30 protein-coding genes are annotated in these 25,708 nt (G+C 72.9%); 17 read left to right on the forward strand and 13 right to left on the reverse strand.

Features of this window, described 5'->3' with window-relative positions; all coding sequences use genetic code 11:
- Positions 1-109: 109 nt before the first annotated feature.
- Entirely contained in the window at positions 110-847 is a 738-nt protein-coding gene (locus AC5JJ1_RS06640) for a VIT1/CCC1 transporter family protein (RefSeq protein ID WP_495784319.1), read from the forward strand.
- A 175-nt stretch (positions 848-1,022) separates the two neighbouring features.
- Here the strand turns inward: AC5JJ1_RS06640 and AC5JJ1_RS06645 are convergent, their stop codons facing one another.
- A complete protein-coding gene (locus AC5JJ1_RS06645) occupies positions 1,023-2,267 on the reverse strand; it encodes a Zn-dependent hydrolase (protein ID WP_495784320.1) in 1,245 nt (414 codons plus the stop codon).
- A gap of 54 nt (positions 2,268-2,321) precedes the next feature.
- On the reverse strand, positions 2,322-2,744 hold the full coding sequence (locus AC5JJ1_RS06650; protein WP_495784321.1) for a VOC family protein: 423 nt from the start codon (positions 2,742-2,744) through the stop codon (positions 2,322-2,324).
- A 63-nt stretch (positions 2,745-2,807) separates the two neighbouring features.
- Here AC5JJ1_RS06650 and AC5JJ1_RS06655 point away from each other — a divergent pair, with 63 nt between their 5' ends.
- Positions 2,808-3,068: a hypothetical protein gene (locus tag AC5JJ1_RS06655; RefSeq protein ID WP_495784322.1), complete on the forward strand. Its 261-nt coding sequence runs from the start codon at positions 2,808-2,810 to the stop codon at positions 3,066-3,068.
- Positions 3,069-3,077: 9 nt separating this feature from the next.
- Here the strand turns inward: AC5JJ1_RS06655 and AC5JJ1_RS06660 are convergent, their stop codons facing one another.
- From AC5JJ1_RS06660 to AC5JJ1_RS06675, 4 genes are read right to left on the reverse strand one after another with little or no spacing between them, the layout of a single operon-like run.
- A complete protein-coding gene (locus tag AC5JJ1_RS06660; protein ID WP_495784323.1) occupies positions 3,078-3,977 on the reverse strand; it encodes an iron-containing redox enzyme family protein in 900 nt (299 codons plus the stop codon).
- A gap of 3 nt (positions 3,978-3,980) precedes the next feature.
- On the reverse strand, positions 3,981-4,943 hold the full coding sequence (locus tag AC5JJ1_RS06665) for a methyltransferase (protein WP_495784324.1): 963 nt from the start codon (positions 4,941-4,943) through the stop codon (positions 3,981-3,983).
- Positions 4,944-5,003: 60 nt separating this feature from the next.
- On the reverse strand, positions 5,004-5,930 hold the full coding sequence (locus AC5JJ1_RS06670; protein ID WP_495784325.1) for a histone deacetylase family protein: 927 nt from the start codon (positions 5,928-5,930) through the stop codon (positions 5,004-5,006).
- The gene (locus AC5JJ1_RS06675; RefSeq protein ID WP_495784326.1) at positions 5,927-6,160 is read right to left on the reverse strand and encodes a sulfurtransferase TusA family protein; all 234 of its coding nucleotides are present in this window, start codon (positions 6,158-6,160) and stop codon (positions 5,927-5,929) included. Before AC5JJ1_RS06675 ends, AC5JJ1_RS06670 begins: the two co-directional genes overlap by 4 nt.
- Positions 6,161-6,201: 41 nt before the next feature.
- On the opposite strand from AC5JJ1_RS06675, the gene AC5JJ1_RS06680 reads away from it, so the two are divergent.
- The 12 genes from AC5JJ1_RS06680 to AC5JJ1_RS06735 all read left to right on the forward strand — a co-directional run bounded on the left by AC5JJ1_RS06680 (position 6,202) and on the right by AC5JJ1_RS06735 (position 16,320).
- Positions 6,202-7,092 carry an ROK family protein gene (locus AC5JJ1_RS06680; RefSeq protein ID WP_495784327.1) on the forward strand — a complete coding sequence of 297 codons (891 nt, stop codon included), beginning with the start codon at positions 6,202-6,204 and terminating at the stop codon, positions 7,090-7,092.
- 1 nt (position 7,093) lies between these two features.
- Positions 7,094-8,356, forward strand: a complete 1,263-nt coding sequence (locus tag AC5JJ1_RS06685; RefSeq protein ID WP_495784328.1) for a DNA polymerase IV — start codon at positions 7,094-7,096, stop codon at positions 8,354-8,356.
- A gap of 32 nt (positions 8,357-8,388) precedes the next feature.
- Positions 8,389-9,168: an SDR family oxidoreductase gene (locus AC5JJ1_RS06690; protein ID WP_495784329.1), complete on the forward strand. Its 780-nt coding sequence runs from the start codon at positions 8,389-8,391 to the stop codon at positions 9,166-9,168.
- Complete coding sequence (gene folB / locus AC5JJ1_RS06695) at positions 9,165-9,563, forward strand: dihydroneopterin aldolase (protein ID WP_495784330.1); 399 nt, start codon at positions 9,165-9,167, stop codon at positions 9,561-9,563. The genes AC5JJ1_RS06690 and folB overlap by 4 nt, the downstream gene beginning before the upstream one ends.
- A 298-nt stretch (positions 9,564-9,861) precedes the next feature.
- On the forward strand, positions 9,862-11,760 hold the full coding sequence (gene uvrC, locus AC5JJ1_RS06700; protein ID WP_495784331.1) for an excinuclease ABC subunit UvrC: 1,899 nt from the start codon (positions 9,862-9,864) through the stop codon (positions 11,758-11,760).
- 48 nt (positions 11,761-11,808) lie between these two features.
- On the forward strand, positions 11,809-12,429 hold the full coding sequence (gene pgsA, locus AC5JJ1_RS06705; RefSeq protein ID WP_495784332.1) for a CDP-diacylglycerol--glycerol-3-phosphate 3-phosphatidyltransferase: 621 nt from the start codon (positions 11,809-11,811) through the stop codon (positions 12,427-12,429).
- 91 nt (positions 12,430-12,520) lie between these two features.
- On the forward strand, positions 12,521-13,207 hold the full coding sequence (locus AC5JJ1_RS06710) for a hypothetical protein (protein WP_495784333.1): 687 nt from the start codon (positions 12,521-12,523) through the stop codon (positions 13,205-13,207).
- 9 nt (positions 13,208-13,216) lie between these two features.
- Positions 13,217-13,468, forward strand: coding sequence for a molybdopterin converting factor subunit 1 (gene moaD / locus AC5JJ1_RS06715; protein WP_495784334.1), 252 nt, complete (start codon positions 13,217-13,219; stop codon positions 13,466-13,468).
- Positions 13,465-13,920: a molybdenum cofactor biosynthesis protein MoaE gene (locus AC5JJ1_RS06720; RefSeq protein WP_495784335.1), complete on the forward strand. Its 456-nt coding sequence runs from the start codon at positions 13,465-13,467 to the stop codon at positions 13,918-13,920. The genes moaD and AC5JJ1_RS06720 overlap by 4 nt, the downstream gene beginning before the upstream one ends.
- A complete protein-coding gene (locus AC5JJ1_RS06725) occupies positions 13,917-14,282 on the forward strand; it encodes a VOC family protein (RefSeq protein ID WP_495784336.1) in 366 nt (121 codons plus the stop codon). The genes AC5JJ1_RS06720 and AC5JJ1_RS06725 overlap by 4 nt, the downstream gene beginning before the upstream one ends.
- On the forward strand, positions 14,279-15,577 hold the full coding sequence (locus tag AC5JJ1_RS06730; RefSeq protein WP_495784337.1) for a hypothetical protein: 1,299 nt from the start codon (positions 14,279-14,281) through the stop codon (positions 15,575-15,577). The genes AC5JJ1_RS06725 and AC5JJ1_RS06730 overlap by 4 nt, the downstream gene beginning before the upstream one ends.
- On the forward strand, positions 15,574-16,320 hold the full coding sequence (locus tag AC5JJ1_RS06735) for a sulfite exporter TauE/SafE family protein (RefSeq protein WP_495784338.1): 747 nt from the start codon (positions 15,574-15,576) through the stop codon (positions 16,318-16,320). The genes AC5JJ1_RS06730 and AC5JJ1_RS06735 overlap by 4 nt, the downstream gene beginning before the upstream one ends.
- Here AC5JJ1_RS06735 and AC5JJ1_RS06740 read toward each other — a convergent pair.
- The 3 genes from AC5JJ1_RS06740 to AC5JJ1_RS06750 form a co-directional block, all read right to left on the reverse strand.
- On the reverse strand, positions 16,313-17,842 hold the full coding sequence (locus tag AC5JJ1_RS06740) for an AMP-binding protein (protein WP_495784339.1): 1,530 nt from the start codon (positions 17,840-17,842) through the stop codon (positions 16,313-16,315). The genes AC5JJ1_RS06735 and AC5JJ1_RS06740 overlap by 8 nt on opposite strands.
- Positions 17,843-17,878: 36 nt before the next feature.
- Positions 17,879-18,457, reverse strand: a complete 579-nt coding sequence (locus AC5JJ1_RS06745; RefSeq protein ID WP_495784340.1) for a LysE family translocator — start codon at positions 18,455-18,457, stop codon at positions 17,879-17,881.
- Between the two features lie 117 nt (positions 18,458-18,574).
- Positions 18,575-19,477, reverse strand: coding sequence for a branched-chain amino acid aminotransferase (locus tag AC5JJ1_RS06750; protein WP_495784341.1), 903 nt, complete (start codon positions 19,475-19,477; stop codon positions 18,575-18,577).
- Positions 19,478-19,589: 112 nt separating this feature from the next.
- Between AC5JJ1_RS06750 and AC5JJ1_RS06755 the strand changes: the two genes are divergently transcribed.
- The 3 genes from AC5JJ1_RS06755 (at position 19,590) to AC5JJ1_RS06765 (ending at position 22,347) form a co-directional block, all read left to right on the forward strand.
- The gene (locus tag AC5JJ1_RS06755; RefSeq protein WP_495784342.1) at positions 19,590-20,183 is read left to right on the forward strand and encodes a MarR family winged helix-turn-helix transcriptional regulator; all 594 of its coding nucleotides are present in this window, start codon (positions 19,590-19,592) and stop codon (positions 20,181-20,183) included.
- A gap of 6 nt (positions 20,184-20,189) precedes the next feature.
- Positions 20,190-20,912 carry a response regulator gene (locus tag AC5JJ1_RS06760; protein ID WP_495784343.1) on the forward strand — a complete coding sequence of 241 codons (723 nt, stop codon included), beginning with the start codon at positions 20,190-20,192 and terminating at the stop codon, positions 20,910-20,912.
- Positions 20,913-20,973: 61 nt separating this feature from the next.
- Entirely contained in the window at positions 20,974-22,347 is a 1,374-nt protein-coding gene (locus AC5JJ1_RS06765) for an ATP-binding protein (RefSeq protein ID WP_495784344.1), read from the forward strand.
- 1 nt (position 22,348) lies between these two features.
- Here the strand turns inward: AC5JJ1_RS06765 and AC5JJ1_RS06770 are convergent, their stop codons facing one another.
- From AC5JJ1_RS06770 to fdh3B, 4 genes are read right to left on the reverse strand one after another with little or no spacing between them, the layout of a single operon-like run.
- Positions 22,349-23,587, reverse strand: coding sequence for a molybdopterin molybdotransferase MoeA (locus tag AC5JJ1_RS06770; RefSeq protein ID WP_495784345.1), 1,239 nt, complete (start codon positions 23,585-23,587; stop codon positions 22,349-22,351).
- A gap of 9 nt (positions 23,588-23,596) precedes the next feature.
- Positions 23,597-24,100: a molybdopterin-guanine dinucleotide biosynthesis protein B gene (mobB, locus tag AC5JJ1_RS06775; RefSeq protein WP_495784346.1), complete on the reverse strand. Its 504-nt coding sequence runs from the start codon at positions 24,098-24,100 to the stop codon at positions 23,597-23,599.
- A 10-nt stretch (positions 24,101-24,110) separates the two neighbouring features.
- The gene (locus tag AC5JJ1_RS06780) at positions 24,111-25,115 is read right to left on the reverse strand and encodes a formate dehydrogenase subunit gamma (protein WP_495784347.1); all 1,005 of its coding nucleotides are present in this window, start codon (positions 25,113-25,115) and stop codon (positions 24,111-24,113) included.
- A complete protein-coding gene (fdh3B, locus tag AC5JJ1_RS06785) occupies positions 25,112-25,708 on the reverse strand; it encodes a formate dehydrogenase FDH3 subunit beta (protein ID WP_495784348.1) in 597 nt (198 codons plus the stop codon). Before fdh3B ends, AC5JJ1_RS06780 begins: the two co-directional genes overlap by 4 nt.

Below are 25,708 nucleotides of genomic sequence, written 5' to 3' on the forward strand. Positions count from 1 at the left end.
CGGCCCCGGGGCATGGGGCCAGCCCTTGGGGTCCGTCCGGCGGCGCATCTTCGCGGCGGAGATCCGAGGCCGGACATGCGCGCCCGCGCGGCCGGCGGTACCATGCCGTATGAACACCGCCCTTCCCCGTGAGGAACTGCCGCCCGCGCCCCCCGGCCCGCCCGAGGGCGAGCAGCATTTCACCGCCTCCGAAACAGTCCGCGACCTCGTCATCGGCATGGCGGATGGCCTCACGGTCCCCTTCGCGCTGGCCGCCGGCCTTTCCGGCGCCGTCGCCGCCAATCCGCTGATCGTCACCGCCGGCCTCGCCGAGATCGCTGCCGGCTGCGTCGCCATGGGCCTCGGCGGCTACCTCGCCGCCCGCACCGAGGCCCAGCATTTCCTGGCCGAGCGCGCCCGCGAGGAGCAGGAGACCCGCGACTACCCCGACCGCGAGCGGTGGGAGGTCGCCGCCATCCTCCACCGCTACGGCCTGCGCGGCGAGACCCTGCGCAATGCCACCGAGGCCATCGCCGCCGACCGCCGCCGCTGGGTCGATTTCATGATGCGCTTCGAGCTGGAGCTGGCCGAGCCCATCCAGGGCCGTGCCGCCCGCTCGGCAGCCACCATCGGCGGCGCCTATGCGGTGGGCGGGCTGATCCCGCTCTCTCCCTACATCCTGATGGCGGAGACGCGGCCTGCGCTGGCCGCCTCGGCCACGCTGACCGGCCTCGCCCTGCTTGCCTTCGGCTGGCTGAAGGCGCGGGCTACAGGCCTCCCCCCGGTCCGCGGCGCGGTGCAGACCTTCGGCATCGGCGCGCTCGCGGCGACGGTCGCCTACCTCATCGCCCAGTGGGTCGGCGCCTGATCCGGCCGGGCACTGGACGCCGCCCCCTCTTTGTTGCCATAGCCTAATCACCCGGGGTGGGAATGCGCCCGGGGGGAGCGGAAGCCCCGCCTCAATCCGTCAAATCCTCAAGGCCGGGCGAAAGACCGGGCAAGCTCAACGGCCCGCCCGGCTGCCGCATCAAGGCTTGTCCTTTTCAGGCCGCCCGGTTCGCCCGCGCCACCACCGCCTCGAACAGCACCTGGCACCCCGCCTCCGCCTCGCCCGGCTCGATGCTCTCCGCCTCGTTGTGGCTCAGCCCGTCCTTGCAGGGCGTGAAGATCATCGCCGTCGGCACGCTCCGCGCCACATAGACCGCGTCGTGCCCGGCGCCCGAAACGATCTCCCGCGCCGGCAGCCCAAGCCTCGCCGCCGCCTGCCGCACCAGGTCGACGCAGCCCGGGTCGAAGGGCTGCGCCGGCAGCAGGAACAGCTCCTCGAGCTTCAGCGGCGTCCCGCAGTCGCGGGCGATGAAGCCCGCCTCGCGCGGGAACTGCGCCGCCAGCCGCTCGATCTCGGTGAAGTCCGGGTGGCGGAACTCGACGCTGAACCGCACCTCGCCGGGCACCACGTTGCGGCTGTTCGGCAGCACATGCAGCTGCCCGACCGTGCCGCGCCCGTCCTCGCCGCGGGCCCGCATCATGCGGTCGACGAGGTCGATGATCCGCGCCGCGCAGACCAGCGCATCCCGCCGCGCCGAGGGCGGCGTCGTCCCCGCATGTGCGTCCTGCCCGGTGACGACCGCATCGTACCAGACCTGCGCCTGCGCCCCGGTGACGATACCGATCTGCTTGCCCTCGCGCTCGAGGGTCGGCCCCTGCTCGATATGCAGCTCGAAATAGGCATCGGCCGGGAACGGGACTGCCGGCGCCTCGCCCTTGTAGCCAATCGCGGTCAGCGCCTCCTCCACCGAGACGCCCTCGACGTCGCGCAGCCCGTAGACCTTCTCCAGCGGATAGACGCCGGCCCAGGCGCCGCTGCCCATCAGCGAATGGCCGAAGCGGCTGCCCTCCTCATCGGTCCAGTTGACCAGCTCGACCGGCGCCTCGGTCTGGATGTTGAGGTCATGCAGCGTCCGCATCACCTCGAGCCCGGCGATGACGCCGAGAGCCCCGTCGAATTTCCCGCCCGAGGGCTGGCTGTCGAGATGGCTTCCCATCAGCACCGGCAGGCGGTTCGGGTCGCGTCCCTCGCGCCTTGCGAACATGTTGCCGATGGCGTCGACGCGCACCGCGAGGCCGAGCGCCTCGCACCAGCCATGGAACCGCTCCCGCCCCTGCCGGTCGACCTCGGTGAGGGTCAGGCGCTTCACGCCGCCCTTCGGCGTCGCGCCGATCTCGGCCATGCTCATCAGGCTGTCCCACAGCCGCTTGCCGTCGATCCGCTGGTTGGTGCCGCTCATCGCCCGATCCCCTTGCTGCCCGCGCCATAGGCCGGACGGGCACCGCGGGCAAGGCTACCAGACCGGCCAGAGCCCGGGCGTCGCCAGTTCCAGCAGGTTGCCGTCCGGGTCGCGGAAATAGACGCTCTCGCTGCCGCGCGGCCAGCGCGTCCGCCCTTCGATGGCGATGCCGTGCTCGGCCAGCCGCGCCTCCCAGGCCGGCAGCGCCTCCGCCGTGACGGCCAGCGCCGCATGCACGCCGCCGATGCCGTCATGCGGCGGGATGGTGCCGCCCGGCAGATGCACGGTCGCCGTCGTGCTGCCGCGGAGGAAGACCAGCAGCACGCTCCGGCCGCCGACCGGATAGGCGGTCAGCCGCTCATCGGCGAACATCGGCGCGAGGCCGAGCACGTCTTCGTAGAAGCCGCGCGCCCGCGCCATGTCATCGGCATAGAGCGCGGTCTCCAGCAGTCCGGCGAGCGGCGGGGCATCGGTCATGGCCCATCCTCCTGTCCGGCGGCGCCCCTCGCAAGACAGGGCGCGGAACACGATATGCCAAGAATGACGCGGCGCCTCCTCCTCCTCGGCCTGATCGGCGCGGCCTGGCCGGCCGCGGCGCAGCAGCTGCCCCCGGCCCCGGCGACGCCCGCCGAGCGGCAGCGCCAGTTGGACGCCTGGTGGGCCCGCCAGCGCGAGAAGGAGGCGACCGACCGCGCCATCAACGGCCCGCGCGAGGCGCGCCGCAACCTGACGCGCGACCAGTTCGAGCGCTGGAACCGGCAGAGCGACAGGCGGCGCGGCCTCCCGTTGCCTCCTTTCTAATCCACCGGCTCAGAGCGCGAGGCGCAGCGCCCGCCGGTAGCGCGCGAAGCAGGCCGCGCCGCATTCCAGACGCATCAGCGCGCCCTCGGCCATGGCCGTGGCATAGCGCGGATCCTCGGCGACGAGCGGTCGGATGGCCTCGGCATTCCAGGCGGCGGAGTGCTTCACGTCGAGGATGGCATGCAGGTCGAAATAGTGCCGGTCGCCCGCCGGCACCTTCAGCCGCTTGAGCCCCTTGGCGACCAGGGCCGAGCGGCCCGGTGCCGTCTGCTCGATCACCCCGAGCGCGCCGACCGAGTGGTAGGCATAGCGCCGGTTGGCCGCGAGCGCGGCCATGGTGTTAGCCAGCGCGAGGGACTCCCACACCGTCGTCTCGATCCGCGGCTCCAGGCCGAGCCGGTGCGCGAGCGTCTCCAGCAGCGGGCCATGCATGCCCTTCGGATTGCCACGGCCCATCTCGTCCCAGTAGTTGCGGGCGATCTCGAGCTTCGGCTGCTGCGGCATCCGCACCTGGGTCAGCGCCGCCAGGTCCTCGAAGCCCGCCTCGCCGGCGACCTCCTGCGTCAGGAACCAGCGCATCTCCGCCATCGAGGCCCGCTCGGCGAGCCAGGGGAAGAGCGGGTCGCCCTGGCCGGGGCCGCTGCGGTCCAGCTCCTCGAACCAGGCGACGAAGCCGTCCGGGTCGGTCGGGGCCTCGGCGGCGCGGGCGGCGACCGCGGCGCGGCGCTCCTCGATGAAGGCGATCTCCTCGCGCTCCAGCGCGGCCATCTCCTCCCGGTCCTCGGCCCAGTCGCGTTCGGGCAGGGCCGGGGTGAAGCGGCGGCGGTTGAGCTCGGCGAGCCGGCGTTGCAGCCGATCCTGCGCGGCGTCCTCCGGCGTGTTCGTCGGGTACAGGCTGCCTTCAGGCATCGGTCAACTCCTTGGCTTCGTGACGGTGAGGACGACCGCGGCGATGCGGTCGGCCCGGTCATAGGTGTCGCCTTCCAGCTCCTCGCCGAAGACGTCCGGATCGGCCTCGCGGTAGCCCCAGGCAAGGCCGCTTCCGGCGAGGCGCCGCGTCGCGGCGTCGAGGAAGGCATCCTGGCCGTCCACGATGGCGACGCCGGTGTAGAGAAGGAGGGTGCCGCCCGGCGCGAGGCGCCCGAGCGCGGCCTCCAGGATGGCGATGGAGAGCCCCTCGCCCAGCGCCCCGCCGCCATGCCGGTAGGCCCGCCGCGCCGGGTCGAGCAGGTAGGGCGGGTTGGACACGATGAGGTCGAACTCGCCACCCACCCCGCCCAGAAGGTCGCTCCGCAGCGCCATGGCGCGCGTGGCGCCGGCGAGCGCGGCATTGACCCGCGCGAGGCGGAGCGCGACCTCGTTGATGTCGAGCATCGCCACCTCCGCCTCCGGCCGGGCCTTGGCGATGACGATCCCGCCCGGGCCCGCGCCGCAGCCGATATCGGCCGCGCGCCGGATGGGCGCGGTGCGGGTGGCGAGCTCCGCCTGGATGGCCGCGGCGAAGCGATAGGTGTCGGGGCCGAAGAACACCGCATCGGCGGCGCTGGTCGGGAAGGCAGAATGGAGGAAGAGCTCGCCGGCGAGGGAGGAGAGCCGCACCAGGCTGCGCCACAGCCCGCCCTCCGCCTCGGGCACCGCTGCCTCGGCCCGGCGCATCAGCTCGAACAGGCCGGGCGGCATCACCTCCGGCGCGAAGGGGCGGCTCCAGCCGAGGACGCCGCGGAGGTCCCGCGCCACGGCATTGCCGGGCCGGCGGTTGACCCGGGCATGCGTCGCAGGCGTCGGCGTGACGAAGCCGTAGCCCGTATCTCGTACCGCCTCTGCAAGGGCGAGCAGCGATGCATCGGACTGGTGAAAGGAGGACGGGCGAGCCATTCGGGCAGATCGAACGGCTGCTGTGGCATCAGGTTCCGCCCGTCGGAGGCGGGCCGGTCCTCAAGCCTGCATCAGCACCCGTACATGCGCCGCCGTGCTGGAGGCCAGCGCGTCGAGGTCGTAGCCGCCCTCCAGCAGGCTGACGACGCGCCCGCCGCAGCGCCGCTCGGCGATGGCGCAGAGCGCCTCCGTCACCCAGGCGAAATCCGCCTCGCGCAGGCGCAGCTGGGCCAGCGGGTCCCGCGCATGGGCATCGAACCCGGCCGAGATCACCAGCAGGTCCGGATCGAATCCCTCGATCGCGGGCAGCAGCCCCTCCCAGGCCTCGCGGAACGCCGCCCCGTCCGCCCCGGCCCGAAGCGGAGCGTTGAAGATGTTGCCGCAGCCGCGCTCCCGCCGGTCGCCCGTGCCCGGGTAGAGCGGCCATTGGTGCGAGGAGGCGTAGAGGATGGTCCCATCCGCCTCGACGCAGGCCTGGCTGCCATTGCCGTGATGGACGTCGAAATCGATGATGGCGACGCGCTCCGCCCCATGCGCCGCCTGGGCATGGCGGGCCGCGACCACGGCATTGGCGAAGAAGCAGAAGCCCATCGGCCGCGCCGGCTCGGCATGGTGGCCCGGCGGGCGGGTGGCGCAGAAGGCGCGGCGCACCTCGCCCCGCATCACGGCGTCGACGGCCACCGTGGCGGCGCCGGCGGCGCGGAGCGCGGCCTCGGCGCTGCCGGCGCTCATCACCGTATCGGCATCGAGGGCGATGCTTTCGCCGGGGGCCGGACGGATGCTGAGAATCGCCTCGACATAGTGGCGGGGATGGGCGCGCTCGAGCTGCTCGACCGTCGCCTCCGGCGCCTCGGCGCGGATGAGGTCGCTGAACTCCTCCGCCTCCAGCGCCGCGAGCACGGCGCGCAGCCGGTCCGGGCATTCCGGATGGTACTCGCCCGTCTCGTGGCGCAGGCAGGCGCGGTGGCTCAGCAGCAGCACGCTCATGCGGCCTCCCTCTTCTGCAGGACGAAGCGCCAGACGCCCTCCGCCTCCCCGGCCTCGACCAGGGCATGGCCGGTCTCGGCGCAAAAGGCGGGGAAGTCCCGGGCGGCGGCCGGATCGGTGGCGAGCACGACGAGGCGCCCGCCGGGCGGGAGGGCCCGCAGCGCCTTGTTGGCCTTCAGCACCGGGAGCGGGCAGGAGAGCCCCTGCACATCGAGCAGCGTTTCCGACATGCTGGGGAGGACAGCACCCGGCCCCTCCCATGACAAGCACCATGCCCTTCCGCCTCGGCATCGACCTCGGCGGCACCAAGACGGAGATCGCGGCGCTCGATGCCGCGGGCGCCCTGCGGCTCCGCCGCCGCGCGCCGACGCCGCCCGACTATGGCGGCGTCATCGCCCTCATCGGCGGGTTGGTGGAGGCGGCGGAGGCGGAGCTCGGGGGGCAGGGCTCGGTCGGCATCGGCATCCCCGGCAGCCTCTCGCCGGCGACGGGGCTGGTGCGGGGGGCGAACTCCACCTGGCTCAACGGCGGGCGGCTGGACGTGGACCTGGCTGCGCGGCTCGGCCGGCCGGTGCGGGTCTCGAACGATGCCAACTGCCTCGCCATGAGCGAGGCGGCGGACGGGGCGGGGGCCGGCTATCGCCGGGTCTTCGCCGTCATCCTCGGCACCGGCTGCGGGGCGGGGATCACCACGGAGGGCCGGATCGAGGAGGGGCGCAACCGCATCGCCGGGGAATGGGGGCACAACCCGCTGCCCTGGATGACGCCGGAGGAGTATCCGGGCCCCGCCTGCTGGTGCGGGCGGCGCGGCTGCATCGAGACCTTCCTCTGCGGCCCGGCGCTGGCCGCCGATGCGGATGGGCCGGGCGCGCGCGATGCCGGCGGGCTGCCGGCGCGGGCGGCGGCGGGGGATGCGGCGGCGGCGGGAGCGCTCGCCCGCCATGCCGACCGGCTGGCCAGGGCGCTTGCCCATGTGATCAACCTGCTCGACCCGGACTGCGTCGTCCTCGCCGGCGGCCTCTCCAACATGGCGCATCTCTACGAGGAGGTGCCGCGGCGCTGGGGCGGCTTCGTCTTCTCCGACGTGGTGGGGACGCCGCTGCTCAAGGCGAGGCATGGCGACAGCTCCGGCGTGCTCGGCGCGGCGCGGCTGTGGGACTGACATGCCCGCCCTCTGCCGCGACTGCTTCCGCGAGGTGCCCGAGGCGCGGGCCGCCTGCCCGGCCTGCGGCTCGCGCCGCGTCGTGCGGCACCCGGAGCTGTTCGGCCTCACCGTCGCGCATGTCGACTGCGACGCCTTCTACGCCAGCATCGAGAAGCGGGACCGGCCGGAGCTGCTGGCCATGCCCGTCATCGTCGGCGGCGGCAGGCGGGGCGTGGTCGCGGCCTGCTGCTACATCGCCCGCACCCGCGGCGTGCGCAGCGCCATGCCGATGTTCAAGGCGCTGGCGCTCTGCCCCGATGCCGTCGTCATCAGGCCGGAGATGGCAAAATACGCGGCCGCGGCACGGCAGATCCGCGGGCTGATGGAGGGGCTGACGCCGCTCGTCCAGCCGCTCTCGATCGACGAGGCGGTGCTCGACCTGCGCGGCACGGCGGCGCTGCACCGCGCCCCGCCGGCCGCGGTGCTCGCCCGCTTCGCCCGCGAGGTGGAGCGGGAGGTGGGCGTCACCGTCTCCATCGGCCTCGCCGCCAACCGGCTGATGGGCAAGCTGGCGGCGGAGCGGGACAAGCCGCGCGGCTTCGCCGTCATCGGCGCCGGGGAGGCGGCCGGGTGGCTGGCGCCGCAGCCCGTCACCCTGCTGCCCGGCGTCGGGCCGGCGCTGGCGCGGAGGCTTGAGGCGGCGGGCTTCACCCGGCTCGGCCAGCTCGCGGCGCTCACCCCGATCGAGGCGGCGCGGCGCTTCGGCGAGGAGGGACCGGGCCTCGTCGCCCGCGCGCGGGGCGAGGACAGCCGCACGGTCAATCCGGAGCGCGAGACCAAGAGCATCAGTGCCGAGACCACCTTCGACCGCGACCTCGCCACCGTGCCGGAGCTGGAGGCGCCGCTCTGGCGGATGTGCGAGAAGCTGGCGCGGCGCCTGCGGGAGAAGGAGCTGGCGGCGGGCGGCATCGTCCTGAAGCTGAAGACCGCCGGCTTCGCGCTCCGCACCCGCAATGCCCGCCTGCCCTCCCCCACCCGCCTACCGGAGACGCTCTTCGCCGCCGCCCGGCCATTGCTGCTGCGCGAGGCGGATGGCACGCCCTTCCGGCTGATCGGCATCGGCGCGCAGCCGCTGGCGCCGGCCGCCGGCGCCGACCGGGGCGACCTCGCCGACCTGGAGGCGCCGAGGCGCGCCGCGCGCTGGCAGGCGGTGGAGGCGCTGCGCGCACGCTTCGGCGAGGCGGCGGTGATGCAGGGGCGCGGGCTGAAGCCGCGGGCGTGACGCCGGGCCGCCGTCGCGCTACAGCGCGGCGCATGATCCCGATCTCCGATGCCATCCCCCGTGCGGCCCTGGTCACCGGCGGCGCCAAGCGCCTGGGCCGGGCAATCGCGCTCGGCCTCGCCGAGGCCGGCTTCGACGTGGCCATCCATTACGCGGGCAGCGCCGAGGCGGCGGCGGAGACGGCGGAGGCGATCCGCGCCCTCGGGCGCCGCTCCCTGGCGCTGCAGGCCGATCTCGGCCGGGAGGCGGGGACGGCGCGGCTGCTGCCGGAGGCGACGGCGGCGCTCGGCCCCATCGGGGTGCTGGTCAACAACGCCAGCACCTTCGAGCGCGACGAATGGGCGGATGCGACGCGGGAGAGCTGGGACCGGCATCTCGAGCCCAATCTCCGCGCGCCCTTCCTGCTGGCCCAGGCCATGGCCCGTGCCTTGCCCGCCGAGGCGGAGGGGCTGGTGCTCAACATGCTCGACCAGCGGGTCTGGTCGCTGACGCCGCATTTCACCAGCTACACCCTCTCCAAGGCCGGGCTCTGGGCGCTGACCCGGACGCTGGCGCTGGCCCTCGCCCCGCGCATCCGGGTGAACGGCATCGGGCCGGGCCCTGCCCTGCCGAGCCCGCGCCAGAGCGAGGAGCAGTTCCGCCGCCAATGCCAGTCGGTCCCGCTCCGCCGCGGCACCAGCCCGGAGGAGATCGCCCGGGCGGCGCTCGCCATCCTCGCCCTGCCCTCGATGACCGGGCAGATGATCGCCCTCGACGGCGGGCAGCACCTGCAATGGGCGCCGAGCGCCGAGGCCGGGGCGCCGGAGGAATGAATGCCCCGGATGCGGCGCGGCGGCTGCGCTTGGTCTTCGTCCGCGGCCTCGTCCTGCAGGCGCGGCTCGGCATCTACCCGCACGAGAAGGCGCAGCCGCAGCGCGTCGTCATCGGCGTCGAACTTGCGGTTGAGGACGAGTCGGCACCGGCCTCGGTCGGGCCGGACGAGCTGCGGCGGGTGGTGAACTACGAAAGCGTCGTGCGCGCCGCCCGCGCCGCCGCCGAGGACGGGCACACGCTGCTGGTCGAGACCCTTGCCGAGCGGATCGCCGCGGCGGCGCTGGCGGACCCTCGGGTCGCATCCGCTCGCGTCACGGTTGAGAAGCCGGACGCATTTCAAGACGCCGCAACCGTAGGCGTTACGATAGAGCGAACGCGCAATCGGGCCGAATGAATTGGCAGAGCATCAACGGTTCCCGCGAAAATCATCCACCGGAAAATTTGACACCCACGATGTCGTGAGGTCTGTCAAGGCCAACATAGGTCTTGACCTGTCAACCGAAGGGCTCAAAACAGAAAAATGTTTAATATCAACATGTTGCGGAAATGCTCAAAATTCGCGCAATCCCTTATGACTGGCGGATGACAGCCATTTCCGGCCCTCTGCCCGCACCGCATCCACAGAGTTTTCCACAGGATCGGTGGAGAAACCTCCGTTGCGATGCGGCGGCCGCTTACCCTTATCACCGGGTATGAGTGACGCCGGCACCACGCCCGAATCAACCCTAGCAGAAGCCGATACCGCCCCGGTCATGGAGGGCGTCCGGGTCATCGAGACGGCGCTGGCCACCCTGCCCCTCTCGCCCGGCGTCTACCGGATGCTCGATGCCAAGGGCGATGCCCTTTACGTGGGCAAGGCGCGGGCGCTGAAGAAGCGGGTCGTCGCCTATACCCAGGTCGGCCGGCTGCCCGAGCGGCTGCGGCGCATGGTGCATGAGACGCGGAGCCTCGAGGTCATCACCACCGCCTCGGAGGCGGAGGCGCTGCTGCTCGAGGCCAACCTCATCAAGAAGTTGCGGCCGCGCTACAACATCGTCCTCCGCGACGACAAGTCCTATCCCTGGCTGGTGCTGACCGAGGACCACCCCTATCCGCAGATCACCAAGCATCGCGGCGAGCGGCGCAAGGGGGCGAGCTACTGGGGTCCCTTCGCCTCGGCCTGGGCGGTCAACCAGACACTGACCGCCCTGCAGCGCGTCTTCCTGTTGCGCTCCTGCCGGGACACGGTCTTCGACAGCCGCGACCGGCCCTGCCTGCTCTACCAGATCCGCCGCTGCTCGGCGCCCTGCGTCGACCGCATCTCGAAGGAGGACTACGCGGAGCTGGTGCAGGAGGCAAAGCAGTTCCTCTCCGGCGAGACCCCCTCCATCCAGAAGACCCTGGCGCGCGAGATGGAGGAGGCGGCGGAGCGTCTGGAATTCGAACGCGCGGCGGCGATCCGCGACCGCATCCGCGGCCTGACCCATGTGCAGGGGCGCGACCGGATCAATATGGAAGGGATCGGCGATGCCGATGTCGTGGCGCTGCACCAGCTCGCCGGTCAGACCTGCGTCCAGGTCTTCTTCTTCCGCGGCGGGCGGAACAACGGCAACCGGCCCTATTTCCTCTCCAAGGGCGAGCAGGGGCCGGAGGAGGTGATCGGCGCCTTCCTCGGCCAGCTCTATGACGACCTGCCGCCGCCGCCCCTCGTCCTGCTCAGCCACGAGCCGGCGGAGCGGGCGCTGATCGCCGAGGCGCTCACCATCAAGGCCGGCCGAAAGGTGGAGCTGCACCGGCCGCAGCGCGGCGACAAGCGTGCGGCGGTCGAGCATGCCGAGACCAATGCGCGCGAGGCGCTGGAGCGCCGCATGGCCGAGGGCACGGCGCAGCAGACGCTGCTGCAGGGCGTCGCCACCCTCTTCGACCTGCCCGCCATGCCGGAGCGGATCGAGGTCTACGACAACAGCCACATCCAGGGCGCGCATGCCTACGGGGTGATGGTCGCCGCCGGGCCGAGCGGCTTCCTCAAGCAGGCCTACCGGAAATTCTCGATCCGCGGCCCCGTCAGGCCGGGCGACGACTTCGGCATGATGCGCGAGGTCTTCGAGCGCCGCTTCGGCCGCGCGCTGAAGGAGGACCCGGAGCGCGAGAGCGGCACCTGGCCCGACCTGGTGCTGATCGATGGCGGGCTCGGCCAGCTCAATGCCGCGCGGGAGATCATGGCCGAGCTCGGCGCGCATGACATCCCGCTGGTCGCCGTCGCCAAGGGGCCCGACCGGGATGCCGGGCGGGAATGGTTCCATCGCACCGGGCAGGCCCCCTTCCAGCTGCCGCCGCGGGACCCGGTGCTCTACTACCTGCAGAGGCTGCGGGACGAGGCGCATCGCTTCGCCATCACCACGCACCGGGCGGGGCGGTCGAAGGCGCTCACCACCTCGGAGCTCGACGAGATCCCGGGCGTCGGCAGCGCGTTGAAGCGGAAGCTCCTCAACCATTTCGGCTCGGCCCGCGGGGTGCGGAATGCGGCGCTGGAGGACCTCGAGAATGCGCCCGGCATCGGCCCGACGGTCGCGCGCAAGATTCACGATCACTTCCACCCCGGTGGCGGCTGAAGACCGTGACTGGACGCAGGCCCGCCGCTCCGTCATGACTGCGCCGACATGCCGACCGACCTGCCGAACCTGCTGACGCTGTCGCGCATCGCGGCGATCCCGCTGCTGGTGCTGCTGGTGGCGCTGCGCACGCCCTGGGGCGATGTCGGCGCCTGCCTGGTCTTCTCGCTCGCCGCCATCACCGACTATTTCGACGGCAAGATCGCCCGGCAGCGGCAGAGCATCTCCGGCTTCGGCCGTATGCTGGACCCGATCGCCGACAAGCTGCTGGTCGGCGCGGCGCTGATGCTGCTGGCCGGGCTCGACCGTCTGCCGGGGCTGGCGCTCTATCCGGCGATCCTCATCCTGCTGCGGGAGATCCTGGTCTCCGGCCTCCGCGAGTACCTGGCCGAGCTGCGGATCGGGCTGCCGGTGACAAAGCTCGCCAAGTGGAAGACCGGCTTCCAGATGGGCGCGCTCGGCACGCTGATCGCCGGCGAGACGGGGGCGGCGGTGCTGCACCTCTCCTTCCTGCCCGTGGCGCTGATCGGCGAGGCGATGCTCTGGACGGCGGCGGCGCTGACGCTGGTCACCGGTTGGGACTACCTGCTCGCCGGGCTGCGCAATGCGGGGACGACTTCGCCACCGAAGCCGCCCGACCGTCACGCGGAACCCGCCATCCGTCCGTGACGCTCTTTCGCTTGAGGCGCGGCCGGCGGCAGCGCATGGTGCAGCCGATTCCCGACCGGGCCGGCGCCCTGGCGGACCACAGGAGTTGACGATGCGACGGATTGGCGGATCGGCGGCGGCACTCGGCCTGGCCGCGCTGCTCGCGGGGTGCGGCTGGGCGGACCGGGCCAGCTATTCCGCGGTGGACGGCATCACCAATGCCGGCGCCGCCATAGGCATGCCCTGGGGCCGCAACCGGCCAGTGCCGATGGAGCAAAGCGAGACGATCGCCCGCGTCACCGGCAATTCGCCGCAGGTGGCCCTGCTGCAGCCGGAGGAGGGAAATGTCTGGCCGGCACAGGAGGGCCCGCGCGCGACCCTCGCCAATCCGGATGCGGCGATGCGCAACATCCCGGCCTACCGCCCTGGCGAACTCGACCGCATGTCGGCCCCGGCCGGCCGCTCCACCTGGCAGCCAACCGACCCGCCCCCGGTGCGCGGCGTGCCGCCCGGCCTCAGCGGCAGCTCCTCCCCGCCCCCCCCGCCGGTCCAGCAACTGGAGCCGCCGCGCGCCACCGTCTACCCGCCGCCGCCCGGCGCCAACTCCCCTCCCCCCCGCCGGCTCGAGGGGCGGGTGATCCAGGCGCCCTCCGGCCCTGTCACCAGCACGGGCGGCACCGACCGGGTGCAGAGCTACGTCACCCCGGGCGGCGGCGTCGGCACGCTGCACAATGACGGCAATACCACCACCCTGTTCGGCCCCAACGGTCAGGTCCAGACCATGCCGACGCCGCGCTGAGGCCATTCGGTGCGGGTTCTCTACTTTGCCTGGGTGAAGCAGCGCGTCGGGGTGGCCGAGGAGGAGGTCGCCCCGCCGCCAGAGGTGCGGGACGTGGCCGGGCTGATCGACTGGCTCGCCGGCCGCAGTGCGGGCCATGCCGAGGCCTTCGCCAACCGGCGCACCATCCGCGCCGCCGTGAACCAGGATTTCGCCGGGCCCGACCATCCGGTGGCGGCGGGCGACGAGGTCGCCTTCTTCCCGCCGGTGACGGGCGGATGACGCCGCGCATCGCCATCCAGGAGGAGCCCTTCGACCTGGCGGCCGAGATGGCGCGGCTGACCGAGGGGCGGCGGGATGTCGGCGGGCTGGGGAGCTTCGTCGGGCTGTGCCGGGCGGATGACGGGCTGGCGGCGATGGTGCTCGAGCACTATCCCGGCATGACCGAGCGGGCCATCGGCCGCATCGCCGGGCAGGCGGCGGAGCGCTGGCCGCTGCTCGGCCTGACGGTGATCCACCGGGTCGGGCGGCTGGAGCCGGGGGCGCCGATCGTGCTGGTGCTGACCGCCTCCGCCCATCGCACCGCGGCGCTCGAAAGCTGCGCCTTCCTCATCGACTGGCTGAAGACCGGCGCGCCCTTCTGGAAGCGCGAGGAATTCGCGGGCGGCGCCGAGCGCTGGGTGGAGGCCAGGCCAGCCGACGATGCCGCGGCGGCGCGCTGGACGCCGGCTTGACCCTCGGCCCCCTCGCCCGCGTGGAGCTGGCCTGCCACGACCTGGCGCGGCAGCGGGACTTCTATGGGCGCGTGCTCGGCCTGCCGGCGATGGGGCCGGGCTCCGCCTTCGCGCTCGGGCCGGTGGAGCTGGCGCTGCGGCCGCGGGGGGATGCGCTCTTCGCCGCCTCCGTCGCGCCGGGGGAGCCGGCGACGCTGCTCGCCTTCCCGGTCGAGGATGCGGAGCTCGATCGCTGGCACCGGCGGATGCTGACGCTGCGCATCGCCGTCCTGGAGGCGCCGGGGCCGGCGGGGGCGCCGCCCCGCGTCATGCGGGTCGCCGATCCGGAGGGCAACCTCATCGAGCTTTTCGTCCCGGCGTGAGTCTGCTGCTCGGCGCGCTGCTGCTGACCTGGCCGGCGCTGCTCAACGGGTATCCGCTGGTCTTCAGCGACACCGGTGCCTTCCTCGCGCTCACCGTCGAGCGCTGGCCGGTTTGGGACAAGCCGCCGGCCTATGGGCTGGCGCTGCATGCCTTCCACTGGCGCCTGAGCCTGTGGGGGCCGCTGCTGGCGCAAGGGCTGCTGCTTTCCTGGCTGCTGCGGCAGGTGCAGCGGGCGATGACGGGACAGGAGGGGCATCTGCTGCTCTGCGCCGGGCTGGCGGCGGGGAGCGCGGCGCCCTGGTTCGGCGCGCTGCTGATGCCGGACCTGCTGGCGCCGATGCTGGTGCTCGCCGTCGTGCTGCTGGGCTTCGTCGAGCTCGGCCGGCGGGAGCGGCTCGGCCTGCAGGCGCTGGCGACTTTTGCCGTCGCCGCGCATCCCTCGCACCTGCCGCTCGGCCTTGCTCTGCTGCTGCTGGTCGCGGCGCTCAGGGGAATGGCAAGGCGCTGCCTGCTGCCGATCGGGCTGGCGATCGGGCTGCTGGTCGCCGGCAACTGGGCGATGCATGGGCGGCCGGCGCTCTCGCCCCACGGCGCGCTCTTCCCGCTCGCGCGGCTGGTGGCGGACGGGCCGGCGGCGCGGACCATCGAGGCACGCTGCCCGGAGGCGGGCTGGTCGCTCTGCGCCTGGGTCGGGCAGCTGCCGGCCGATTCGGACGACTTCCTCTGGCAGGCGGATGGCCCGGTCTGGAGCGCGCCGGACGGGCCGATCGGCCTAGCGCCGGAGGCGACCGCCATCCTCGCCGAGACGCTGCGGCGGGAGCCGCTCGGCGTGCTCCGCGCCATGCTCGGGAACGGGTGGCGGCAGCTGCTGCGCAACCGGGTGGGGGATACGCTCGGGCCGGAGAACCTGGCCGGCTCGGTCGGCCATCAGCTCGCGCTCGGCTTCCCCGCGGGCGAGCAGCGGCGCTTCGCCGAGGGGCTGCAGGCGCGCGGGCTGCTGCGGATCATGGCGGCACCCTTCCTCGTCCTGCATCTGCTGGTGCTGGCGCTCGGCGCGGCGGGGGCGGTGCTCGGCGGCTGGCGGGCCTGGCGCGTGGGGGACCGGGCGATGCTCGGGCTCGTCGGCTGCGTCCTAGTCGGCATCGCGGTGAATGCGCTGGTGACGGGCGGGCTCTCCGGGCCGCATGACCGCTACGGCGCGCGCATCGCCTGGTTGCTGCCGCTCGCCGCGCTGCTGGCGCTTCGGCCGGCCGCGAAGCATGCGGCAGGGGCCGAGGCGAAGCTCGGGGCATGATCCCGCTTCACGACACGCTGCCGGTCGCCGGCGCCTTCCTTCTCGCCGGCTTCGTCAAGGGCATCGCCGGCTTCGGCCTGCCGACGGTGACGCTCGGCCTGCTCGCCCTCACCCGGCCGTTGCCGGATGCCATGGCGCTGATGCTGGTGCCGACGCTTGCGACCAATCTCTGGCAGGCCTTCGTCGGGCCGCATCTCGGGGCGGCGCTGCGGCGGCTCTGGCCCTTCCTGCTGGCGGCGGGCCTCGGAGCGCTGGCGGGGACGGGCGTCCTGGCGCGGTCGGATGCGGTGGTGCTCTCCGGGCTGCTCGGGCTGCTGCTGGTGGCCTCGGCGGTGCTGTCGCTCTCCGGCTGGCCGGTGCCGCCGCCGGGGCCGCGGCGGGAGCGCTGGGTCTCGCCGGCGGTGGGCCTCGCCTCCGGGATGGTGACGGGGATGACGGGCAGCTTCCTGATGCCGGCGGCGCCCTACCTCGTCGCGCTGCGGCTGCCGCCGGGGGAGTTCATCCAGGGCTTCGGCCTCGGGGTGGTGGTGGCGACGGGGGCGCTGGCCATCGGCCTCGCGGGCGGCGGGCTGCTGCCGGCGGAGCTGGGCCTCGCCTCGCTGGCCGGGGTGGCGCCGGCCTTCCTCGGCATGGCGGCCGGGCAGCGGCTCCGCCAGCGGATGGCGGAGGCGCGGTTCCGCAAGGTGGTGCAGGGGGCGCTCGGGGTGCTGGGCCTCTACCTCGCGGTGAAGGCCTTCATCTAAGCCGTTTGCGCAACTCAGCCTTGGCGATCTTCTCCAGCGTCGCCCGCGGCATGTCCTCCACCACCAGCACCTCGCGCGGCGCCTTGAAGTCGGCGAGGGCGGCGCGGCAGGCGGCGATCACCGCCTCCGGCATCGCCGCCGCCTCGGCGCCTGCGGCGAGCGTGATGAAGGCGACCGGCACCTCGTCCAGCATCGGATGCGGCCTGCCGACGACGGCCACCTCGCGCACGCCGTGGACGCCGAGCACCACCCGCTCGATCTCCGAAGCGGCGACGTTCTCGGCGCCGACCTTCAGCATGTCCTTGGCGCGGTCGGTGAATTGGATGGAGCCGTCCTCGAGCAGGGTGACGAGGTCGCCGGTGGAGAACCATCCCTCGGCATCGAAGGCGGCCGCCGTCGCCGCCGGGTCGTGCAGGTATTCGAAGAACATGGAGACGCCGCGCACCCCGCGGCAGAAGAGGGCGCCGGTGTCGCCCGGGGCGACGGGGCTGCCATCCTCGCGCAGGATGCGGATGTCGTATTCCGGCGCGGCGCGACCGATGGCGCCCGGCCGGTTCGGCACATGCAGGCTGCCGACGATGCCGTGGCTGATCGTCTCCGTCATGCCCCACCAACCGATCGCCGGCACGCCGAGCCGGGCGGCGGCCGGCGGGTCCGAGGTGGCGAAGCCGAACATGCGCAGGTGATGGCCAGGCGGGATCTCCCCCTCCAGCACGGCGCGGAGCGAGAACCAGATGAAGGAGACCCAGGTCGTGCGGTGCCGCAGCGCCACCGGCCAGAAGCGGCTGGTCGACCATTTGGGCTGCAGCACCACCGTCCCGCCTGCCCAGAGCGTCGCCAGCATGGAATAGCCGAGCGCATTGGCATGGAAGAGCGGCAGGTAGACCTGGTGGACATCCTCCGGCACCAGCCCCTCATGCGCGGCATTCACCCGCGCGGCCCAGAGCGCATTGGCATGGGTCCAGACGACGCCCTTGGGGCGGGAGGTCGTGCCGGAGGTGTAGAGGACGGATAGCGGCCGCTCCGGCTCCGGCGCCCGGCGCGGGCGGTCCGTCCCCGCGGCGAAGAGCGCGGCCCAGTCGGCAGTGCCGGTCACGGCGACCCAGCGGAGGCCGGGCGCGGCGGCCTCGACCTGGGCCGCCATGCCCGGCTGGGTGATGGCGGCGACGCTGCGCGAATGCGCGGCGAAATAGGCAAGCTCGTCCCCAGCCGCCCGGGTGTTTGTCAGCACGGCGATGGCGCCGAGCTCGGCAAGGGCGAAATAGGCAAGCAGGAACTCCGGCGCATTCTCATGGTGGACGAGGACGGCGTCGCCCGGGCCGATGCCGCGCCGCGCCAGCCCGGCGGCGAGCTGCCCGACCTCCGCATGGAAGCGGGCATAGCTCCACACCTCCTCCGGCCCTTCGGCCGGGACCCAGGCCAGGAAGGGGTGGCTGCCGCGCTGTCGGGCCTTGGCCGCGAGCAGCCAGGGCAGGTCCATGCCGGCGAAGGGCCCCGGCATCCCGTGCTGGAAACCCGCCATCGCATCCCCCTCCCCGATCCGTTGCGGGGGAGGATGTCAGCCCCGCAGCACCGGCACCAGGGAGAGCAGGAGAAGCGCCGCCATCGCCCGGTTGAACCAGCGGAGCGATGCGGGGCTGCGCAGCAGTCGCGCCGCCCCGAGCCCGACCAGCGCCCAGAGATAGAGGCTGGCAAAGGCGGCCAGGGCGAAGATCGCCGCCAGCAGCAGCGAGGCGCCATAGGCGAGGATGGCCGCGCCTGCGATGACCCAGGCCTTCGGGTTCACCCATTGGAAGAGCGCGGCCTGCACCAGGGTCATCGGGCGGCCGCGTGCCTCGGCGCCGGCCTCGGGCGGCGCTGCGGCCGCGATCTTCCAGGCGAGCCAGGCCATCCAGGCGGCGCCGAGCCAGCGCAGCGCCGCCTGCAGCCCGGGCGAGGCGGCCAGCAGCTCGCCCGCCCCGAGCGCCACCAGGACCAGCATCGCCGGAAAGCCGAGCGAGACGCCCAGCATGTGCGGCAGGCTGCGCCGCATGCCGAAGTTCACCGCCGAGGCGGCGACCATGGCATTGTTCGGCCCCGGCGTCGCCGACATCGCCACCGCGAAGCCGGTCGCCGAGAGAAGCCAGGCCAGGTCCATCCGCACCCTCCCCCATCCTGCCCTCGGGCGATCGGCGCCCGCATCGCGCCATGGCCGGCATCGCCGCGGCGGCGCCCCCGGCAGGCGAGGTGCGCCAGCCGCAGCGGCGCCGGCGCGTCAGGCGCCGGACTTCGCTACCTCCGCCGGGCTCAGCCGCACCAGCGCCTCGTAGTCGGTCATCAGCATGCGGGTGAGGTCGCCCGGCGCGTAGGCGATGCCGGCGATCTCGCGCACCGGCGTCACCTCGGCTGCGGTGCCGGCGAGGAAGACCTCGGAGGCGTCGCGCAGCTCATCGGGGCGGATGGTGCGCTCCACCACCTTCACCTGCCGCTTGCGGGCGAGGCCCATGACGGTGCGGCGGGTGATGCCGTCGAGGAAGCAGACCGGCTTCGGCGTGTGCAGCTCGCCGCCCATGTTGAAGAAGATGTTGGCTCCCGTCGCCTCGGCCACGTCGCCCTTGTAGTCGAGCATGAGCGCGTCGTCGAAGCCCTCGTCGGTCGCGGCATGCTTCGACATGGTGCCGATCATGTAGAGGCCGGAGGCCTTGGAGGCGGTCGGCGCGGTGTCCGGCGCCGGGCGCCGCCACTTGGCCATGGCGAGGCGGACGCCAGCCATGCGCTGCTCCACCCCGAAATAGGCGCCCCATTCCCAGGCGGCGATGGCGAGGTGGGTTTTGTTGAGCCGCGCCGCGACGCCCATCTCCTCCGAGCCGCGCCAGGCGATCGGCCGCACATAGGCATCGGTGAAGCCGTTCCGCGCCACGGCCTCCTGGCAAGCGGCGTCGATCTGCTCGGCGGTGTAGGGAATCTCGAAGCCGAGGATGCGGGCGGAGGCGATCAGCCGCTCGGTATGCTCCCGCAGCTTGAAGATATTCCCGGAATAGGCCCTCTCGCCCTCGAACACGGCGCTGGCATAGTGCAGCCCATGCGAGAGGACATGCAGCCTGGCATCCCGCCAGGGGAGGAACTCCCCGTCCCACCAGATCCAGCCATCCCGGTCGTCGTAAGGAATGAGTGCCATAACCGCGTACCTCCGCAATATACTTGCTTGCTGCCAGGGCAGGTTAGAATGATCGGGAAAAATGTGTCAATGTTGCTGACCAAAATGGACCCCAGCAAACCGCATGGCTGCCATGCCCGACACGGCTGACGCACCCCCGACGGCCGCGCCCGTCGGCGCCGGGCGCAACCTGCTCTTCCTCCGCGAGGAGGAGCTGCGGCTGGCGCAGGACCTGTTGTTCTTCGGCTACCGCGACTTCACCGCGGGCGCCGACCAGATCCTCGCCGAGCTCGGCATGGGCCGGGCGCATCACCGGGTGCTGCATTTCGTCGGGCGCCGGCCGGGGATCACGGTGGGCGACCTTCTGGGCATCCTCGGCATCACTAAGCAGTCGCTCGGCCGGGTGCTGACGCCGCTGATGGAGGAAGGCTACGTGCTGCAATCGGCCGGGCGCAACGACCGGCGGCAGCGCCTGCTCTCCCTGACGCCGAAGGGCGAGGCGCTGGAACGGCGCCTGTTCGAGCGGCAGCGGGAGTGGGTGATGCGGGCTTATCGCGAGGCCGGGCCGGTGGCGGTGGAGGGCTTCCGCCGTGTCATGCGCGGGCTGATGGGCCCGGAGGCGCGCAGCCAGCTCGAGCGGCTGGAGCAGCGCCCGCAGCATCTTCCCCTCGAGCGTCCGTCGCCACAGATTGCCCGCGGACGGGGTGACGCCCCCGGCTCCGCCTGAAGAGGAATGCCCGCGATGCCTGCCGAGGCCACCATTGCCGACAACGCCCATCTGCTGGTGGTGGATGATGATGCGCGGCTGCGGGCGCTGCTGCAGCGCTTCCTGTCGGAGCAGGGATTCCGCGTCAGCACTGCCGCCGATGCCGCGGCGGCGCGGGCGCAGCTCGCCGCCGTGGCCTATGACCTGCTGGTGCTCGACGTGATGATGCCGGGCGAGACCGGGCTCGAGCTGGTCGAGTCGCTCCGCCGCCAGGGCAAGGACGTGCCGGTGCTGATGCTGACGGCGCGCGGCGGGCCCGAGGATCGCGTCGCCGGCTTCGAGATGGGCGCCGACGACTACCTGGCGAAGCCCTTCGAGCCGCGCGAGCTGGCGCTCCGCATCCGCACCATCCTCCGCCGCGTGGCGCCGCCGGCGCAGCCGCTGACCGTGGCGCCCGTCCAGCTCGGCATGCGCTGGTTCGATGCCGAGCGCTCGGAGCTGCGCGGGCCGGAGGGCACGGTGCGGCTCACCGGCGGCGAGGCCGCGCTGCTCGACGCCCTGGCCCGCCGCGCCGGGGACGTGCTGAGCCGCGAGGAGATCGCTGCCGCCCTCGGCACGCCGGAGGCCGGCGAGCGGGCGATCGACGTGCAGGTCACGCGGCTGCGGCGGAAGATCGAGCCGGATCCGCGCGAGCCGCGCTACCTGCATACCGTGCGGCACCGCGGCTACGTGCTGCGGCCGGGGCCCTGACCATGGTCTGGCGATCGAATGACCATTCCCTCGCGGTGCCGCCCCTCCGAGGCCTGATCTGATGCCCGGACCCGTGATGGCCGGCCTCCGGCGGCTGCTGCCGCGCTCGCTGCTGGCGCGCTCCGTGCTGATCATCCTGGCGCCGATGCTGGTGCTGCAGGCGGTGGCGCTGCAGCTCTTCTACGGCGGGCACCTCGACGTCATCTCGCGCCGGCTGGCGGGCGGCGTCGCCGGGGACGTCGCCTTCGTCGCCGAGCTGATCCGGCGCGAGCCGGAGGCGCAGCATCCCTGGATCTTCCGCGAGGCCTCCTGGCGGCTCGACCTGGGGCTGGCCTTCGAGCCGGGTGCCATCATCCAGGGCGAGCGGCGGCCGAGCATGTCCATCCTGCCGCTCGAGGAGGACCTCAACAACGCGCTCGGCGAACGGGTCCGGGCGCGCTTCGACACGGATTGGCAGAGCGATCCGCGCAGCGTCATCATCCGCGTGCAGCTGCCGGACGGCGTGCTGCATGTGGAGGCGCCGCGGAAGCGCCTCTTCACCGCGACGCTCTACCTCTTCGTCATCTGGCTGGTGGGCTCGGCGCTCCTGCTCTCGGGCGTCGCCATCCTCTTCATGAAGAACCAGGTGCGGGCGATCCGGCGGCTGGCGGCGGCGGCGGAGGCCTTCGGCCTCGGGCGCGATGTGGGTCCGATCAAGCCGGAGGGGGCGAGCGAGGTGCGGCAGGCGGCAGCCGCCTTCAACCGCATGCGGGAGCGCATCCGCCGCTTCGTCGGCCAGCGGACGGAGATGCTGGCCGGCATCAGCCATGACCTGCGCACGCCGCTGACGCGCATGCGCCTCGGCGTCTCCATGCTGCCGCGGGTGCCGGAGGCGGAGGAGGACATCGCCGCCCTCACCCAGGACATGGAGGAGATGGAGCGGATGATCGCCGCCTATCTCGCCTTCGCCCGCGGCGAGGGCACGGAGCAGGCCCGCCCAGCCGACCTGGTGGAGCTGGTGCAGGACGTGGCGGCGAAGGCGCGGCGCTCCGGCGCGGCGGTGGAGGTGGCAGCACCGGGCCGGCTGGCCCTGCCGCTCCGGCCGGATGCGGTGCGGCGCTGCCTCGGCAACCTGATCGACAATGCGCGGCGGCATGCCCGGCGCGTCGCCGTCGCGGTGGAGACGGTGCCGCGGCCCGACCCGGCGGGGCCAGGGGGGGGACCAGGGGGCGAGGGCCAGTCGCTCTGGGCGCAGGTGACGGTGGATGACGATGGGCCTGGCATTCCGGCCGGGGAGCGGGAGGGCGCCTTCAAGCCCTTCGCCACCGGGCGGCCGGATGGGACGGGGCTGGGCCTCGCCATCGCCCGGGACATCGTGCGCGCCCATGGCGGGGACATCCTGCTGGAGGAGAGCCCGCTCGGCGGCTTGCGGGCCCGGCTGCTGCTGCCGGTCTAGCTCAGAACAGCGCGGCGAAGGGCAGCAGCGTCACCGCTTCCCCAGGTGCGACGGCGAGCACGGGCTCCGGCAGCTCGGCGAAGGCGTCGCTCTCGGTGAGGGAGCTGAGCAGGCCAGCGCCCTCCCGCCCGAATTTGGTGGCGATGCCGTTGCGGACCTGCACCCGGACGTATTCGCGCCGGCCTGCCTTCTTGCGGTAGGCGAAGCCGGCCTCGGCCCGGATTCGCAGCAGGGGCTCGGGCGCGGCGCCGGCGAGGCGGAGCACGAGCGGCCGCGCCAGATGCAGGAAGGTGACGACGGCCGCCACCGGATTGCCCGGCAGGCCGACCACCGGCGTCCCCCCGATCACCCCCATCGCCGCGGGCCGCCCCGGCTTCACCGCCAGCCGCCAGAAGACGAGGCGGCCTCCCTGCTCGATGGCGGTGCGGACATGGTCCTCCTCCCCCGTGCTGACGCCGCCCGAGGTCAGCAGCAGGTCATGCGTGCCGGCCGCTGCGCGCAGCGCCGCCGCGGTCGCCGCAGGGTCGTCGGGGAGGACGCCGAGGTCGCTGGCCGCGACCGGCAGCCGGGCCAGCAGGGCGAGCAGGGTGAAGCGGTTGCTGTCATAGGCCTGCGCCGGGCCGAGCGGCCGGCCGGGCGCGGCCAGCTCATCCCCCGTCGAGAAGACGCCGACCCGGACGCGCGGGCGGACCGGCAGCCGCGCGCAGCCGAGTGCCGCGGCAAGGCCGATCTCCGGCGCACGAAGCCGGCGGCCCTCCGGCAGGGCAAGGGCACCCTCGGCCACATCCTCGCCGGCCGGGCGGGCATTGGCGCCGGGCTTGAGGCCGGGCAGGACCCAGATGCCAGCGGCCTCGGCCTCGGCATCCTCCTGCATCACCACCGTATCGGCGCCGGGCGGCATGGGGGCTCCGGTGAAGATCCGGGCGGCGTGGCGGGGCGGCAGCGCCGCCGCCATCGCATGGCCGGCGGCGATGCGGCCGGCGAGCGGCAGCAGGCAACGCTCGCCCGGAGTGAGGTCGGCATGGCGGAAGGCATAGCCGTCGACGGCCGCGTTGAAGAAGGGCGGCAGCGGCAGCGGGGCGCGGAGGTCGCGGGCCAGGACGCGGCCGGCGGCTTCGATGAGGGGCAGGCTCTCCTCGCCGGCCAGGGGCGGGATGCGCTCGGCGATCAGCGCCTCCGCCGCCTCCACCGAGAGCAGCGGGCCGCCGAAGGCGAAGCAGTCATCCGAGAGCTGGGCCATGGGGGCGGCTTACCATGCCTCCGGCTCTGCCGCATGCTGCAGGACCAGGTCGGCCACGGCCGCGGCATCGTCCAGCGAGGCCCAGGGCAAGGCGGAAGGGGGCCGGACGTCGCTGGCGACGGCGCGGATCGCCGGATCCCCCGGATGCAGCCAGGGCTTGCCGTTGGCGGTGCGATGCACCTCGATCTTCGGGTGGCGGTCGCGCTTGAAGCCCTCGACCACAACCAAGTCGACCGGCGAGAGCTGGCCGAGCAGGGCAAGGAGGCCCGGCTCCTGCATGCCGCGCAGCTCCGTCATCAGCGCCCAGCGATTCTCCGAGGAGACGAGGACCTGCCGCGCCCCCGCCTGCCGGTGCACCCAGGAATCCTTGCCGGGCGTATCGACGTCGAAGCGGTGATGCGCGTGCTTGATGGTGGAGACGCCGACGCCCCGGGCGCCCAGTTCGGGCAGCAGCCGCGCCATCAGCGTGGTCTTGCCGGCCCCGCTCCAGCCGGCGAGGCCGATCACCCGCATGGGGCGAGGCCTAGTCGGCCCCGGCCGCCCTGGCGCCGCTGGGCGCCGAGGTCTCCCGGGCCTTGGCCAATTCCTGCTCCACCCACAGCCCGTGATGCTCCTTGGCCCAGTTGTAGTCGACCTGGCCGGTGCCCATGGCCCCGAAGGCGCCCTCCATGCCGAGGCTGCCGATATAGATATGCGCCAGCATGGCCGCCACCATCAGCACCGCGAGCAGGCTGTGGATCATGTGGGCCACCTGCTGCCCAGCGATGTCGGCGACGGTGAAGGGGAAGATCAGCACATAGCCCGAGGCGGCGACCAGCCCGCCCCCCAGCACCGTGATCCAGAAAACCAGCTTCTGCCCGGCATTGAAGCGGCCCGCCTTGGGGTGCCGCCCGCCGATGAAGCCGCCGCCCGCCTTCAGCCAGTCGATGTCGAGCCGGTTCGGGATGTTGTCCCGCACCCAGAGCAGCAGCATCACCACGAGGCCGAGGGTGAAGGGGAAGGCCAGGTAGTTGTGGGCGAATTTTCCCGCCAGGCTGACGGCGGTGAAGGCCTCCGGCCCGACCAGCGGCAGCAGCAGGTGGCGGCCGAAGGTGAGGTTGAGCCCGGAGAGCCCGAGGATGATGAAGGTGCTCGCCACCATCCAGTGATTGGCCCGCTCCAGCAGGTTGAAGCGCAGCAGCGTCCGCCCTGACCGTCCCCCGCCGATGCGGATGCGGCCCTTCACCGCGAAGAACAGGCCAAGCAGCCCCAACATCCCAAGGACCGCAATGCCGCCAACCCAGGCGAGGGTGCGGTTATGGAAGGCCCGCCACTGCTGGCCCTCCGGCTGGATGAGGTTGGCCGCCTTGGCATCGGGAATGGTGATGCGGCCGGCGATGGGCGCGCCGCGCAGCAGGGCGCGCATCTCGAGCTCCGCCGCGTCCGGCTGGCCGCGGTCGCCGAGGGGCTGCGGCACCGGCGCGTTCTGCGCCGCGGCCGGGGCGATGGCGAGGAGGGCGAGCAGCGCCAGGGGAAGGAGGCGCCTCATACCGCCAGCTCCTCGCGGTAGGCCGTTCGCCAGCCCCAGGCGCCGGAGCCGTAGCCGCGCCGCTGCACCCGTTCCTTGTAGATCGAGGCGATGATCCCGCCATCGCCCGCCAGCAGCGCCTTGGTCGAGCACATCTCGGCGCAGAGCGGCAGCTTGCCTTCGGCGATGCGGTTGGCGCCGTACTGGATGTACTCAGCGGCCGAGTTGTCCTGCTGCGGCCCGCCGGCGCAGTAGGTGCACTTGTCCATCTTGCCCCGCCCGCCGAAATTGCCGACGCGCGGGTATTGCGGCGCGCCGAAGGGGCAGGCGTAGAAGCAGTAGCCGCAGCCGATGCAGAGGTCCTTGTCGTGCAGCACGATGGCATCCGCCGTCGTGTAGAAGCAGCTCACCGGGCAGACCGCGGCGCAGGGCGGGTCGGTGCAATGCATGCAGGCCATCGAGATCGAGCGCTCGCCGGGCTTGCCGTCATTCAGGGTGACGACGCGGCGCCGGTTGATGCCCCAGGGCACCTCGTTCTCGTTCTTGCAGGCGGTGACGCAGGCGTTGCACTCGATGCAGCGGTCCGCGTCACAGAGGAACTTCATACGCGCCAT

Source organism: Belnapia sp. (assembly GCF_059504005.1).

Coding starts and splice junctions, on each gene's coding strand:
- AC5JJ1_RS06665 (WP_495784324.1), bottom strand. CDS start 4,943: ATGGCTCGCCCGTCCTCCTTTCACCAGTCCGATGCATCGCTGCTCGCC.
- AC5JJ1_RS06740 (WP_495784339.1), bottom strand. CDS start 17,842: ATGGCGGGTTTCCAGCACGGGATGCCGGGGCCCTTCGCCGGCATGGAC.
- AC5JJ1_RS06765 (WP_495784344.1), top strand. CDS start 20,974: ATGCCCGGACCCGTGATGGCCGGCCTCCGGCGGCTGCTGCCGCGCTCG.
- uvrC (WP_495784331.1), top strand. CDS start 9,862: ATGAGTGACGCCGGCACCACGCCCGAATCAACCCTAGCAGAAGCCGAT.
- AC5JJ1_RS06745 (WP_495784340.1), bottom strand. CDS start 18,457: ATGGACCTGGCCTGGCTTCTCTCGGCGACCGGCTTCGCGGTGGCGATG.
- AC5JJ1_RS06640 (WP_495784319.1), top strand. CDS start 110: ATGAACACCGCCCTTCCCCGTGAGGAACTGCCGCCCGCGCCCCCCGGC.
- AC5JJ1_RS06780 (WP_495784347.1), bottom strand. CDS start 25,115: ATGAGGCGCCTCCTTCCCCTGGCGCTGCTCGCCCTCCTCGCCATCGCC.
- AC5JJ1_RS06735 (WP_495784338.1), top strand. CDS start 15,574: ATGATCCCGCTTCACGACACGCTGCCGGTCGCCGGCGCCTTCCTTCTC.
- AC5JJ1_RS06685 (WP_495784328.1), top strand. CDS start 7,094: ATGCCCGCCCTCTGCCGCGACTGCTTCCGCGAGGTGCCCGAGGCGCGG.
- AC5JJ1_RS06770 (WP_495784345.1), bottom strand. CDS start 23,587: ATGGCCCAGCTCTCGGATGACTGCTTCGCCTTCGGCGGCCCGCTGCTC.
- folB (WP_495784330.1), top strand. CDS start 9,165: ATGAATGCCCCGGATGCGGCGCGGCGGCTGCGCTTGGTCTTCGTCCGC.
- AC5JJ1_RS06720 (WP_495784335.1), top strand. CDS start 13,465: ATGACGCCGCGCATCGCCATCCAGGAGGAGCCCTTCGACCTGGCGGCC.
- mobB (WP_495784346.1), bottom strand. CDS start 24,100: ATGCGGGTGATCGGCCTCGCCGGCTGGAGCGGGGCCGGCAAGACCACG.
- pgsA (WP_495784332.1), top strand. CDS start 11,809: ATGCCGACCGACCTGCCGAACCTGCTGACGCTGTCGCGCATCGCGGCG.
- AC5JJ1_RS06675 (WP_495784326.1), bottom strand. CDS start 6,160: ATGTCGGAAACGCTGCTCGATGTGCAGGGGCTCTCCTGCCCGCTCCCG.
- AC5JJ1_RS06755 (WP_495784342.1), top strand. CDS start 19,590: ATGCCCGACACGGCTGACGCACCCCCGACGGCCGCGCCCGTCGGCGCC.
- AC5JJ1_RS06650 (WP_495784321.1), bottom strand. CDS start 2,744: ATGACCGATGCCCCGCCGCTCGCCGGACTGCTGGAGACCGCGCTCTAT.
- AC5JJ1_RS06690 (WP_495784329.1), top strand. CDS start 8,389: ATGATCCCGATCTCCGATGCCATCCCCCGTGCGGCCCTGGTCACCGGC.
- AC5JJ1_RS06670 (WP_495784325.1), bottom strand. CDS start 5,930: ATGAGCGTGCTGCTGCTGAGCCACCGCGCCTGCCTGCGCCACGAGACG.
- AC5JJ1_RS06645 (WP_495784320.1), bottom strand. CDS start 2,267: ATGAGCGGCACCAACCAGCGGATCGACGGCAAGCGGCTGTGGGACAGC.
- AC5JJ1_RS06655 (WP_495784322.1), top strand. CDS start 2,808: ATGACGCGGCGCCTCCTCCTCCTCGGCCTGATCGGCGCGGCCTGGCCG.
- AC5JJ1_RS06660 (WP_495784323.1), bottom strand. CDS start 3,977: ATGCCTGAAGGCAGCCTGTACCCGACGAACACGCCGGAGGACGCCGCG.
- AC5JJ1_RS06750 (WP_495784341.1), bottom strand. CDS start 19,477: ATGGCACTCATTCCTTACGACGACCGGGATGGCTGGATCTGGTGGGAC.
- AC5JJ1_RS06760 (WP_495784343.1), top strand. CDS start 20,190: ATGCCCGCGATGCCTGCCGAGGCCACCATTGCCGACAACGCCCATCTG.
- AC5JJ1_RS06710 (WP_495784333.1), top strand. CDS start 12,521: ATGCGACGGATTGGCGGATCGGCGGCGGCACTCGGCCTGGCCGCGCTG.
- AC5JJ1_RS06680 (WP_495784327.1), top strand. CDS start 6,202: ATGCCCTTCCGCCTCGGCATCGACCTCGGCGGCACCAAGACGGAGATC.
- fdh3B (WP_495784348.1), bottom strand. CDS start 25,708: ATGGCGCGTATGAAGTTCCTCTGTGACGCGGACCGCTGCATCGAGTGC.